This is a genomic window from Streptomyces sp. NPDC051940, assembly GCF_040680895.1.
Lineage (GTDB): Bacteria > Actinomycetota > Actinomycetes > Streptomycetales > Streptomycetaceae > Streptomyces.
Genome location: NZ_JBFAXR010000026.1, coordinates 36,904 through 48,904 on the forward strand (window position 1 = coordinate 36,904; position 12,001 = coordinate 48,904).

Here is a 12,001-nt window from a genome sequence, read left to right on the forward strand (position 1 = left end):
CCTATCGTCGGCTGCCGAAGGTGAGCTGAACGTCCCCGCCGCCGGTGTCCGAGACGACCCCGCGGATCAGCCGGGTCATCGCCTCCGGGCCGGACCACTCCAGCCGGATCGTGTGCACACCCCCGCCACCGCCGCCGGGCCCGCCGGCCAGCGCGCCCCCGCCTGCGAGTGCCGCGCCCGCGGGCAGCCCCATCTCGGGGGTGCCGATGTGGGCGGCCGCCATCAGGGAGCGGGCAGCGTCGGCGACGAGGCCCTGCCGGGAGGACAGACCTGCCGCGAGGGCGTCGCCGATGGAGTGGCCGGAGTACAGCGTCCAGCCCCGCCCCGCGAAGGGGCCTTCCTTCGCGGGCGAGAAGGGGAACAGGCTGCGGGCGCCGTCGAGAACCGACTTCGCGGCGTCCTTCACCGCGCTCAGCTGGCTCTTGATGCCCTCGATGAACCCGCGCATCAGGGCGCGCCCGGAGTCGTACAGGTACCTGCTCAGGTCGCCGAGCGCGGACAGGGCGCGGCCGGGCAGCGACGCCACCGAACGGACCGCGGAGCGCACGCCGTCGGCGATGGCGTCCACCATCCGTGTCCCGGCCCGGGAGGCGAGCGAGGCCAGCGCCCCCGGGAACGCGGTCAGCGCCGCCAGTGTCTTGCCGGGCAGGCCGGTGAACCACTGAACGATCTCCCGCACCAGGTCCGGGATGATCGAGTGTCCGACGAGGATGTCGTACAGCCACTGGAAGGCGTCCCGGATGCCCTCCGTGAGCCCGGTCACCGCGTCGATGGTCGGCTGCATGGCGTCCTTGAACGCGCCGAGCCCCTTGATGATCATCTCCAGTGCTGGGACGACCGCGTCACGGATCACGACCGTGGCCAGCCGCAGCATGATCACGCTGAGCTGCACGAGCGGCGGGATCAGCGGGATCAGCGCAGGCATCAGCTGCGTCATGATCTCCGTGCCCAGCAGGGCCAGTTGCGGCAGCAGCGGTGCGAGCGCCGTGAGGATCTCGCCCAGGCTGCGGCCGGTCTCCTCGAACGCCGGGATCAGCATCGGGATCAGCGGCAGCAGCTGCTCCAGCGCGTCGACGAGCGCGTTCGCGGTCTGCTCGGCCATCTCGCCGATGACGTCGGACAGTCCGGCGATGACGGGCGCCAGGGTGGCTCCCAGCACGGTGGCGAGCTGCCGGACGATCGGCGCGAGCGCCCGGGCCACGACAGCGACCGCGTCCAGCAGCGGTGTCAGCGCGGGCAGCACCGCCGCGACCAGCTCCCCGACCACGACGAGGAGCGGCGCCGCGGCCTCGACGAGCGACCCGACCGCGCCGGCCGCAGCGAAGAGCACAGGGCCGAGCGCGCGGATGACGGGTTCCAGCCCGTCGGCGAACGCCTTGATCAGAGTTTGGGCGGGCGGGCCGAGAGCGACGAGCACGGGGCCGATGACGCTGAGGGCCTGGACCAGCAGCGGAGCGGCGGTCTGCGCGAGGACGCTCATGGTCTCGAACAGGGCCTTCAGCCCGGCCTGTACAGGCTGGGAGGCGAACGCGTCGGCCAACGCCCCGGTGATCGTCTGGAGCATGCCGATGAACGCGCCGCCCGACGCCGACGAGGCGCTGAAAATGCTTCCGAAGATCGAGAAGACGTTGCCGGCGACCTCCGCCATGTCGCCGATCAGGCTGATCGCCTGCTCGATCGCAGCCTGCAGCCGGCCGTCCTCGAACGCCTGGGACAGGTTCTCCCCGATGCGTGCGGCGGCGTCGCCCGCCTGCGCGGTGAGCCGCTCGAAGCTGGGGCCGGCCGCTGCGGCCAGCTGCCCGAACGCCGTCACGACCACGCCGGGGACGCCGGAGAGGTTGTGCAGGCCCTGCGACGCGGAGGCCATCGCCCGGCCGAGGGTGCCGTTCTGGGCGAGTTCGCGGGCGGACCCGAGGACGCCCTTGGCCATGGTGTTCAGGGCTGTCGCGGAGTTGACCAGCTCGCGCCGTAGCAGGGGCAGCAGGGCGCCCGCGGTGGTGCGCAGCTCGCCCGCCAGGCCCTTGAAGAGGGCTTCCTGCACGTCCAGGCGCAGCGCGTCCCAGGCGGGCTTCAGGGCGATGACGGCCTGCACGAACGCACGCGCCGCCGGGGACAGCTTGGCCAGCGCAGCGGCGAGCGCATCGACGCCGCCCGCTCCGCCCCCGCCGCCGGCGCCTTGCGCGAGGGCCTCCTGCGCGTCGGCGACCGCGCGCATGCGGTCCTCGACGTCCCGCTCGGCCTGCGCCAGACGCTCCTTGGCCTGGGTGACGGCATCCGTGCCCTCGACCCCGGCCTTGTTCGCGGCCGCGGTGTCTTCCCGCAGCCGCGCCGTCTCGATCCGCTGTTCCTTGAGCCGCTGGACGGCCTGGTCGTACGCCAGCTGTGCCCGGGCCCGCTCCTCCTCGGAGGAGTCGCTGTTCTTGACCCGGTTGAGTTCCTCCTCGGCGTCCTTGACGTCGAGGATCGCCTGCTGCTCGTCGAGCTGCGCCGAGGCCAGCGCGTTGTTCATGTCCTGCAGGTCCCGCGCACCCTGCTTACGGGCCGCGTTGAGCTCCAGCTGCGCCTGCCGGGCGGCCTTCTGCGCGTCGCGTAGCGCCCGCTCCGCGTCGGCGACCGCCCGCACCGCCTGCGCGTGCTGGTTGGTGCCCCCAGCCGCGCCCCCGGCCGCCGCACCGGCGTCGGCGAACGCCGCCGTCAGCGCGTCCCCGACACCCGACCCGCCGATCTTCAGCGCGCCGACGGCCTGCGCCACCGACAGGATCGCCGTCGTCGCCAGCGCCGCCGCCGGAACGATGTTGACCAGCGCGCCCACCAGACCGGCCGCCGCCGGCACGGCCGCGCCCAGCATCGATGCCGCCCGGGCCGCCTGAGCGGCCGCCGACCCCAGCGCCGAGCCGAGCCCGCGCACCATGCCGCCCAGACCGCCCAGGCGCCCCATGTCGCGAGACGCGCGGCGGCTGGCGTCGCCGGTGCGGTTCGTGTGGCGGGTGACGTCGTCCAGGGACCGGGACAGGGACACGTACCGGCCCCGCATGTCGCGGATGCTGCCGTCGGTGGAGCGCTGCAGGCCCCGCATCGCCAGCTCGGCCTGCAGCATCGCGCGCCGCGCCGGGTCCGGGTCCAGATCGAACGTCGCCAGGAGTTCGCCGACGGTCATCGCCATGGGACGCCCCCCGTCTCAGCCGCGAAGGGCCGCCTGGATGCGGTCGGGGTCGTCGACGATGGCCAGCTGCGGCCCGGCCACCCGGCGGAACGCGGACTCTGCGGAAAGGCCGCTGAGGAGCACGTAGAAGCGGCGGACCGTCAGCTGCGCGATGTCTTGCGGGCCGAGCCGGTACTCCCGCTGGAAGTCCGCTTCGAGCGCCCACCAGTGCTCTTTGACTGCGCGCGTCGTTCGGCTCGGTTCGCGGGCGTGGGCTGGTCTTTTCCCTGCTCCACGTCCACGACGGCCTTGTACGCCTCAGCGAAAGAGATGTCGGTGCCGCGGCCTTGGGCCATCCCCCACGCGAGCACGACCTTGAACTCACGCAGGCCCATGCCGTTGGCCACCCACTCGCCGTAGACGTCCTTGCCGAACAGGCGGGCCACCAGCTCGTGAATGTCGGCCTCGCTGCCCGACGTCTGCAGCTCGTCGGCGCGCTCTACAAGGGCGAGCGGGAGGTCCGTGGGGACGGCCACCTCGACGTCGCGGATGACCTCGGTACGGACCTGTTCCTTCGCGCGGACCTCCGCCCAGAACGAGTCCCAGCTCTCCGTGGGGCTGCTCTCGGCAGCCTCATCCGCGGTCACGGGCGGGGCAGGGTGGTCGCGGCGCCGGAACGCGTGAACGTCACGGACCAGCTGACCTTGTCGTTGTTGCCGCCGCCCTCCTCGCCCATCTCCGCGGTGGCCGTCCACACCGCATACGTGGTGTCGCCCGGGGAGGCGAACCGCACCCGGCCCCACGACGCGTCGCCGACCTGGTCCGCGAGCGTCTCGACGAGCTGCTGGCCGGCGTCGAGGACACCGGTGGCGACGTCCTTCAGCCGCTTGCCCTCCAGCTTCAGCGTCTTGCCGCGCTGCATCACCTGCGACTCCTCCTGGCCGCCGGAGGCGAAGTCGGTCATGTCCGTGGACTCGGTCTTGCGGCCGACGGAGAACGTCATGATGCCGTCGCGGCCTGCGCCGATGTCGACCCACGTGCCGGGGCTTGCGGGGTTCTCGATCTGGAAGACGCAGTCGCGGGCGTTGTACTGGGTCGCGGCCATCGGGTGCCTCCTGGCATGGCTGAAGGGCCCGGCCGCGACGTGCGGGCGGGCAAAGATCGTTGGGGGGTTATCCGCGGTGCGCGGTGGGCTGCCGCACCGTGCAGCGGTAGTTGACGACGTGCTCGAACCGGCCGGCCTCGTCGCGGCCCATCGACGCCGGCGCGGCCTGCATGGCGATCGCGAGGATCAGGTGCGTGCCGTCCGGGAGGATCAGCGGGCCGAGGCCGTGCAGCTCGGAGCGGATCGCCTCAGCGCGGGAGCGGGAGACGCGCGGGTCGGCCGCGCCGCGCACGCGGATCTGCACCCGCGGCTCGTCGTAGGGGTTCGCGGAGTCCGACTCCGGGCCGCCGTAGCCGGTGAGGACCACCGCCAGACCCGGCGTGCTGGGCATGGCCTCAAGGAAGCAATCCCCACCGGCAGCCGCAGGGTTGTAGGTGGCCAACCCCTTGGACGTCAGGTGCAGGGCCAGGCCCTCCAGGACGTCAGCCACCGCGCAGCCCTCCCAGGAGCCCGCCGCGCCGGATCTCGGCGGCGATGATGGCCAGCACGACCTCACGCTCTGCGAGCATCGGCACCTCGAGATACTTCGCCTGCCGGCCGGGGGCGTGCCGGAAGTCGAGACGCTCATGCTGGACGACCGCGTAGACGGTGTCGAAGACGACGGCGCCGGAGATCGCGGCGTCGTCCATCACCACGCGGCCGGAGCGCTCCAGCGTGCCCTCATCCAGGGGGATGATCTTCCGGGCCTCGCCCAGGACGTGCTCCAAGCCCTTCTCCAGGCCCGTCCGGGCGTTGCGCTGAGTACGGGCGAGCCACGCCCGGCCCTCCCATCGGAACTGACTGGTCTGCGCCACGACACGCCCTCCTCACACGAGCTGCAGCTCCAGATGATCCGGCGTGGGCAGGCCGCCGCCGTCCCGCCGCAGAGCGGCGATCACACGCGTCGCCCTGCCGTCCGGCAGCGTCACCCGCGACTCCGCAGGCGCCACCGTGTCCAGCCGGCAGTACGCCGTCGACGACGACACGACCACCTCGCCGTGCCGGTCGCGGACCTCACGCGTCTTCTCATCGAGGAAGCAGCGCACGGCCACAGGGCCGCCGTACACAGGGCCCGTGCCCGACTGCCCCTCGTACGGCTCGACGGTCACGGTGTGGCCGAACAGGAAGCTGATGTCCGTGCTCACCCGGAGACCACCACCCCGAGGACGAAAATGTCCCGGGTCAGATCCGGTGAGCGCAGCACGTCCCACACCCGCGGGGCGATCTCCCGCGCGGGCGACGCGCTGCCCGACACATCGGTGACCGAGCGGGACAGCTTCGCGGAACCGATCTCGATGGTGCCCCAACCGACGCCAGACGCGCCGTCCGGGTCGCCGCCGGCTGCCTTGACGTACCAGCGGGCCTGCGCCACCGTCGCCCGCCGAAACGCCTCCCGGACGATCGTGTTGGACGGGTAGCCGTCCTCGTCGGCGTCGAACAGGGAGGTACGGAAGATCTCCGCGTCGAGGAAGTCCGACGCGGCCTCGCACAACTCCTCGGCGTTCTCCGGGGGCGACGGGCCGAGGTCGGCCGGTGTCGCGTACAGACGAGGCATCCGGCCCACCTCCCCCTACGCTGAAGCGCCGATCAGGATGATGTCGTACGTGACGCCGCTGCCGGCGCCGCCGTTGGCGACCTTCAGCAGGTCCGCGGTGCCCGCGGTGACCGCGTACGCGACAGCGTCCGGCGCCCACAGCGCCAGCACACCGCCCGGCCGCACCGTCACCGTGTGCGTGGCTCCGCCGGCCCAGGACACGAAGCCGTTGGCCGCGGCCCCACCGACGATCACGTTGTTGATGTTCGCCGAGTCGGCCTTGACGATCAGTCCCTTGATCCGGGCGAACGTCAGCGTGGCCCCGAACGCGTCCAGCAGGACCGCGGCGAGGTCCAGATCCTCGCTCGCGGACGCTGCCAGCGTGCGCCGGTCGGTGAACAACCGGTCAGCCTGGTTCGCCGCGACGCCGGAGCCCAGCGCCAGCGGGGACTGCCCCCAGTCCAGCTTGATCTGGCCGGTGGCCAGGTCGAGGAGGCTGGTCTGGTCGGCCTGCACGCGCAGCGTGAGGCTGCTGCTGTTGAGTGGCATCCAGGTTCACCCTCTCGTCAGGTTGCGATGACCAGCGGCACCGCCCGCTTGAATGCGGGGGTGGCGATGGTCGCCGGAGCGGTGCCCGTCAGCGCGGAGCCGGACGTCTGGGAGAGGTTGCCCTCCCCGGTGAGGAACGGCTTCGCGCCGACGGAGCCGACGACCGTCGGGACGGTTGTGGCGGTCACCGACAGCGCCGCGTAGTAGATCCCCGACTTGGTGATCCGCTGCGGCGTCGCGAGCGCGAACGTCTTCGCGGTGTCGGCCGCCCACGCCTCGGTGAGCTTGTCCGCCGACTGCGCCATCAGCGCCCCCGCACCGGAGTACAGGGCCGCGAAGTGGTTCGTCGGCGTACCGGCCGCGGTGCCCGCGCTGATGAACGTCAGGTTGGTGACCAGGTCTCCGTCCTGGAGGTACAGCGCCACCGAGCACATCACGCCGGTCGCGGCCGCGGCGACGTCGTCGAGGCCCACGCGCGGCAGGTTCGCCCGGTGGAATGTGGCTTCGGGGTCGGGGCGGCCGGCGGAGTTGAGCCAGCCGAGGTCGTTGCGGGGGTTCCCGCGGAAGGTTCCGAGGAGCGTCATGACGGGTCGCTCTCCTTCGTCTGCTGCTCGCCGCGGGCGAGGACGGTCTTGCGGGCCTTGCCGTTGCGCTCGGCGTCGAGGACACGGGCGACCTCGACCTCGTCGTCGGCGTGTTCGTCGAGGTAGGCGATGACTGCGGGCGCGTCGTGCTGCGCCGGGTCGAACACCTGCGGGTCGCGCTGCGCCGGGACGCCGGTGACCAGTTCCTGGACGCGCTCCTCTTCCGTGACGTCGTCGGCCTCGGCGACGCCGTAGCCGTGCCGGCGGAAGTACTCCAGCGCCGCCCGGCCCTCCTTCGTGTCGGTGTCGACGTAGCCGGTGCCCTTGTGGAAGTGCACGCCCACCGACTCGCCGGTGAACGACCGCACCGGGGCTTCGATCTTGTACTTGTTCGGCACGCTGATCACCGCACCTTCACGTTGCGCAGCACGCCGCACGACTTCGTGTTGCGCAACACTGCGGCCACCGGGCCCATCTCGACCTCACCCGTCTTGACCGCGCCGGGCACGGTGAAGTCGGGCAGGTACGTCTCGACGAGCGGGGTGCCGGCCATCGCGGCGCCGTGGAAGGCGTCCAGGCCCATGCTCACGGCGTAGATGTCGGTCAGGCCGGTGATGACGCCGCCGGCGCCACCGCCGTCGGTGTCCGCCGACCGGATCGGGATGATCGGGGCGGAGCCGTCGGCGCGGTCGCCGATGTCGACGAGGACCCAGTCGCCGTACCGCTCGACGAGGATCCCGAGGCTGTCGCGCTCGGCAGTGAACTGCGAGGCGCGGCGGGCCAGGGACTTGATCCGGGAGATCGACTTGGTGTTGCCGAGGATGGCCTTCACCCCGGCCGGGATCGAGCCGTCGGCGCCGGTGTCGCCGGAGCCGGTCTGCGAGCCCATGATCCGGGACAGGAAGTCGTCGAACGCGTCGAACGCGCTCATGGCGATGTCCTCGGTGGTGACCGTAGCCGGAGACCAGTCGAGGTAGCCCGTCGCGACACCCTCGGTGAGGGGCAGGTACTCGGTGGACTGCCCGACGAGGGCCTTGTCGAGGCCGTCGAACCCGGCGTCGTCGACGGCGGTGTCGCCCAGGATCAGTTCCTGCTGGAAGCGGGTCCGCATCGAGGTCAGCTTCTGCGACATCTGGAACATGATCTCGTTGGACTGCGCCGGGCCGAGCCGGGCGAGCTTGCGGTCGACGTTGAACGCGCCGCCGAGCGGGTGCAGCTCGACCGTCTTACGCTCGCGCGTAGCCTGGTTGGGGACGAACTCCTCGTTGAACTTCCGGAACGCCGCCGTCGACGGGGCCAGCAGGCGGGTGTAGCCGTAGGTCAGCGAGCCGCCGCCGGTGCCCGGGGTGACGGTGTCGTCCCAGACCATGTTGCGGAACAGCCAGCTGTTGCGGCGGAGGTTGTCGATGACGGCGTAGTCCACGTCCGCCTGGGTGTTGAGCATCGCCTGAGCGAGCGTCACGGGCATGAGGTTCTCCCTGTGGTCAGGTTTGGTAGTGATCCGCGATAGCCCCGGCGAGGGAGCCGGAGCGCTTCTTGGCGCCGCTCTCGCCGGTGCCTCCGGACAGGTCGCCGCCGGAGCGGCCGGCGGGCTGCAGGGCGTACGCCGGGTTGTCCTTGACGGCGGTCTTGATCGCGTCGTCGAGGTTGGCGCCGAACGTCTTCGCGGACGGGTCGAGATCGGCGATCTTCTGCTGGAAGGAGACGGAGTCGAGGAGCGCGCTGGCCCTGGCCCCGTGCTTCTCCGCGCGGTCCCGGACCGCGTCCTTGATCGACAGTTCGCGGATCGTCGCGTCCCGCTTGTCGATCTCGGTCTGCGACTCCTGGGCGGCGGCCGTGCGGCCTGCCTTCTCCGCGGCTGCGACCGCCTTCTCCTGCTCGGTCATGTTCTGCTGCTTGAGCTTTTCCAGCTCCTCAGCAGCACCCGAGTTGGCCTTCGCGCGCTTCTCCCACTCCCGGGAGTGGCCCATGGCCTCGCGGTACTTGGCCTCCCAGTCGGTTCCGCCGTCCGTGCCGGACCCGGACTGCCCGGGGTCCTTCCCGGAGGGCTGCCCGCCCTGGCCGGAGCCTGCGCCGGCACCGTCGGAACCGCCCTGTCCAGCCTGCCCGGTGTCACCGGAGCCGGACTGTCCGCTGGAGGCGGAGCCGCCTTCGCCCTCGCCGTTGCCACCCGCGATGGCGTAGATCGGGCTGCCGTTGCGGCGGTACCCGAGCACGGTCATCGCTGCATGTGCTGCGAGGGGGTGCTTGAAAGGGTGCTGCATGGTGTTCTCCCGTTTCGGGTTGCCCGGCGGTGCCCGTGCGGGCGATGCCGGAAGACAAAGGCGCGCAGCTGCGCGCACACGCCGTTCTCAGCGCGCGCGATGCCGCCTACGGTCTGCGCATGAACGCATGGACACTCGTGGGCGGCATCGTGCAGCTCGTCGGGCTCGCGCTGGCGGGCGTCGGCGTCCGCGCCACGCGACTTCAGTACGGGCCCAATCGGCTCGGCATCGTGGGCACGGCACGGCGGCTCTGGCGCGAGGTGCTGGCTGGCCTCGGTCGACGGCAGCAACGGCCTCACAACGTGGTTGTCGGCAGTGCCGCCTTCGCTGGAGGAGGCTTAGCGTTCGGCGCGACCGGCATCGTGGGGCCGAGCCCTACCGCCACACTTGAGGAGACCGTTGCTTTCCTGGTGAGGCAGTCCACCGAAACGCAGAAGGTCACAGCCGATCTACGCCAGCGCATAGACGACGAGCGGGGAGCACGCGAGACGGCCGAGGTTCAGCTCAAGGCGGCTATCGCCGATGCGGCTTCGACGGCCAGAGCGGAACTCGCCGAGTCGCAGGCCGGCGGGCTGCGCCTGGAGACCTGGGGCCTGCTTCTCGCTGCCCTCGGAACGGTCCTCGGCTTGATCGGCGGGTTCTGACGCGCCTGGAACGGTCTACTCGCCCGGCAGGGGGCGGGTCTTGGCGTAGCCGCGGAGCCACGCCGAGCGGCGCAGGTCGCCGCGCTCGTACGGGCACGCAGTCGGGCGATCGCCCGCGCGGCCGGCCGCGGCGCCCTCGTGCAGCGCGCGCGTCACCTGCTCTCGCGGCCCCATCGCGGCCCCCTTGGTCAGAGTCGGTTCTGCTGGTCGCCGCGCGCCTTGCGGGCCCTGTCGCCCTCGCTGCTGCGCTGCCCGGTGACCTGCTCGGTGTACTCGGCCAGGGTAGTGCGGGGGTGATCCTGCCACCACCGCTTCAGCTCCTCTGAGGCGCGCGCGTAGGCGATGTGTGACGGACCCGTGAACATGCTGATCGGGTCCATCCCGTCAGCCTCGGCCTGGCGGGAGAGCAGCACGCCGCGGAGCGCGTCCTCGGCGTCGAGGTACTGGGCGTAGACGTGCTCGCGGTACATCTCCCGCACCTGCGCCCGGGTATATGCACTGCGCCCGGCGTCGGCCGCGGCCTGCCGGTCGGCGAGCCACCGCTCCTCGCGGGACAGATCATCGCGGTCGATGTCCGGGGCGAGGGCGAGGTGCGCCCAGTCCTCCGGCTCGGCCGGGGCGAGCAGCTCGTCGACCGCGGCCCGGTCGGCCAGCTGGCCCTCGACGGTCGCGGCGCCGCGCGCCGACGGGAGCGCGGCGGGCGGATACCGGCGGTCGATCTCCGCGGCGATCCGCTCAGCCTCCTCGAACGTCGCGAACCGCAGGGCCCAGCCGAGGTCGTCCTCGCTGTACCCGGTGACGTCGTCTACGAGCCGGCCGCCGGGGAACAGGCTGTCGCGGCGCCGCTGCTCCTCACGCTGGCCGATCTCGGCCTCGATCTGCCGGAAGTCGTCGGCGTCCAGCTGCGGTGAGCGCATTGCGGCGGCGAGGTCGTCCTCGCTCATCTCCCGCAGCGCCCCCGGGTCGGTACGTACCCGGACCGCCGCGGCCTGCTCGCGTGTCGGCGGCGCCGGGGCGGCCGCCTTGGGGAGCTGCTCGCGTTCCCGCTTGCGGCGCAGCGCGTCATGCTCGGCGAGATGCTCCCGCAGCGCCTTCTGCCACTCGCGGACCTTCCTGCCCGCAGCGCGCCGCTCGTCGTCAGTCAGCGCCGCGGCCTGCCGGCGCTTCCACGCCCGGATGTGCCGCTCGATCTGCCGCTGCCGCTGCGTGTCCTCGTACGTCGTGCCCGGCGTCGGCGGAGTGTGCGGGCGGGTCGTCACCCCAGGGATGTACGCGGAGAGGCTGTGCCTGCAGTTGGGGTGAAACAGCCCCGCCGCGCGGGCCTCCACCAGCGTCCCCACGACGTGCACCGCGACCGTACGACCATCCTCGGTGGCGTGCTCGACGCGCACCGTCCGCGGCCCCGGTTCGCCGGCCAGCGCCAGCACCTCGCCCTCCCAGCGGGCACACAGTGGGCACTCCAGCGGAGCGTCCGACACCATCACGAGCCCGACGCCGAGTTCGGCCAGGCGATCCGTGTGCCCCTCGATCGCAGCCCGCGCGGTGACGGACCGCACCGCCATCTCGGCGTACGACGCGACGTTCCAGTTCCGGCCGGCCCGGTCGGTGAAGGCGGTCACGCCGTTGCGGGTCAGCTGGTTGAGGACGCGCTGCGACGCCTGCCTGCGGGTCTCCGTGCCCAGCAGCACACCGCCGGAGGCGCGCGTCACGACGCTGCGGAAGACATCGACCACAGCGCGGGTGATGCGGGCGTACAGCGGCCGGGTGTCCCGGGCGTACGAGGCGGCGAGGCGGTCCACCGCGGCCGCGCCCGGCAGCTGGCGGCGGATGAACGCCTCGTTCCCCACGGGCACGGCGCCCAGCTCGACCAGCGCGGCCTGCTCGCCCCGCTGGTACGCCTCGGCCAGCGCCAGCCGGACCGCGCCGTTGGCGTCCTGCTCCAGCGCGCGTGTGACGTCCTCGACGGCGCGCCGCAGGTCCCCGACGGCGGCCAGCTTGAGCTGCGCCCACGCTGGGGAGTCGATCCCTTCCACGAGCGCCTTGGCGAGCCGCTCCAGCAGGTCGACCTCGGCCGCGTCGTACAGCTCCCGCACCCGCGCGGCGAGGTCCTCGGCCATCTCGGGGGAGACCGGCATCGTGC

General features: G+C 72.2%; 15 protein-coding genes. 1 reads left to right on the plus strand and 14 read right to left on the minus strand.

Annotated features, from left to right (window positions below):
* Position 1: 1 nt before the first annotated feature.
* From AB0M28_RS13410 to AB0M28_RS13465, 12 genes are all read right to left on the minus strand, one after another.
* The gene (locus AB0M28_RS13410; protein ID WP_365402603.1) at positions 2 to 3,163 is read right to left on the minus strand and encodes a hypothetical protein; all 3,162 of its coding nucleotides are present in this window, start codon (positions 3,161 to 3,163) and stop codon (positions 2 to 4) included.
* 140 nt (positions 3,164 to 3,303) lie between these two features.
* Entirely contained in the window at positions 3,304 to 3,789 is a 486-nt protein-coding gene (locus tag AB0M28_RS13415; RefSeq protein ID WP_365402605.1) for a hypothetical protein, read from the minus strand.
* Complete coding sequence (locus AB0M28_RS13420) at positions 3,786 to 4,247, minus strand: hypothetical protein (protein ID WP_365402608.1); 462 nt, start codon at positions 4,245 to 4,247, stop codon at positions 3,786 to 3,788. The genes AB0M28_RS13415 and AB0M28_RS13420 overlap by 4 nt, the downstream gene beginning before the upstream one ends.
* A 67-nt stretch (positions 4,248 to 4,314) precedes the next feature.
* The gene (locus tag AB0M28_RS13425) at positions 4,315 to 4,737 is read right to left on the minus strand and encodes a minor capsid protein (RefSeq protein WP_365402611.1); all 423 of its coding nucleotides are present in this window, start codon (positions 4,735 to 4,737) and stop codon (positions 4,315 to 4,317) included.
* The gene (locus tag AB0M28_RS13430) at positions 4,730 to 5,101 is read right to left on the minus strand and encodes a hypothetical protein (RefSeq protein ID WP_365402614.1); all 372 of its coding nucleotides are present in this window, start codon (positions 5,099 to 5,101) and stop codon (positions 4,730 to 4,732) included. The genes AB0M28_RS13425 and AB0M28_RS13430 overlap by 8 nt, the downstream gene beginning before the upstream one ends.
* Before the next feature lie 12 nt (positions 5,102 to 5,113).
* Complete coding sequence (locus AB0M28_RS13435; protein WP_365402617.1) at positions 5,114 to 5,431, minus strand: hypothetical protein; 318 nt, start codon at positions 5,429 to 5,431, stop codon at positions 5,114 to 5,116.
* Positions 5,428 to 5,841, minus strand: a complete 414-nt coding sequence (locus AB0M28_RS13440; RefSeq protein ID WP_365402620.1) for a hypothetical protein — start codon at positions 5,839 to 5,841, stop codon at positions 5,428 to 5,430. The genes AB0M28_RS13435 and AB0M28_RS13440 overlap by 4 nt, the downstream gene beginning before the upstream one ends.
* Before the next feature lie 15 nt (positions 5,842 to 5,856).
* Positions 5,857 to 6,369, minus strand: coding sequence for a hypothetical protein (locus AB0M28_RS13445; RefSeq protein ID WP_365402623.1), 513 nt, complete (start codon positions 6,367 to 6,369; stop codon positions 5,857 to 5,859).
* A gap of 17 nt (positions 6,370 to 6,386) precedes the next feature.
* A complete protein-coding gene (locus AB0M28_RS13450; protein WP_365402624.1) occupies positions 6,387 to 6,953 on the minus strand; it encodes a hypothetical protein in 567 nt (188 codons plus the stop codon).
* Positions 6,950 to 7,351 carry a hypothetical protein gene (locus tag AB0M28_RS13455; RefSeq protein ID WP_365402626.1) on the minus strand — a complete coding sequence of 134 codons (402 nt, stop codon included), beginning with the start codon at positions 7,349 to 7,351 and terminating at the stop codon, positions 6,950 to 6,952. The genes AB0M28_RS13450 and AB0M28_RS13455 overlap by 4 nt, the downstream gene beginning before the upstream one ends.
* 5 nt (positions 7,352 to 7,356) lie before the next feature.
* Entirely contained in the window at positions 7,357 to 8,421 is a 1,065-nt protein-coding gene (locus AB0M28_RS13460; protein ID WP_365402629.1) for a major capsid protein, read from the minus strand.
* 16 nt (positions 8,422 to 8,437) lie between these two features.
* Positions 8,438 to 9,217, minus strand: a complete 780-nt coding sequence (locus AB0M28_RS13465) for a hypothetical protein (RefSeq protein WP_365402632.1) — start codon at positions 9,215 to 9,217, stop codon at positions 8,438 to 8,440.
* Between the two features lie 44 nt (positions 9,218 to 9,261).
* Between AB0M28_RS13465 and AB0M28_RS13470 the strand changes: the two genes are divergently transcribed.
* Positions 9,262 to 9,861 (plus strand): hypothetical protein, encoded by a 600-nt coding sequence (locus AB0M28_RS13470; protein ID WP_365402635.1) that lies wholly within the window; start codon positions 9,262 to 9,264, stop codon positions 9,859 to 9,861.
* 15 nt (positions 9,862 to 9,876) lie between these two features.
* Here AB0M28_RS13470 and AB0M28_RS13475 read toward each other — a convergent pair whose 3' ends face one another.
* Together AB0M28_RS13475 and AB0M28_RS13480 are read right to left on the minus strand one after the other, a co-directional pair.
* Positions 9,877 to 10,035 (minus strand): Rmf/CrpP fold protein, encoded by a 159-nt coding sequence (locus AB0M28_RS13475; RefSeq protein ID WP_365402638.1) that lies wholly within the window; start codon positions 10,033 to 10,035, stop codon positions 9,877 to 9,879.
* Between the two features lie 14 nt (positions 10,036 to 10,049).
* Positions 10,050 to 11,996: a phage minor capsid protein gene (locus AB0M28_RS13480; RefSeq protein WP_365402641.1), complete on the minus strand. Its 1,947-nt coding sequence runs from the start codon at positions 11,994 to 11,996 to the stop codon at positions 10,050 to 10,052.
* Between the last annotated feature and the right edge of the window lie 5 nt (positions 11,997 to 12,001).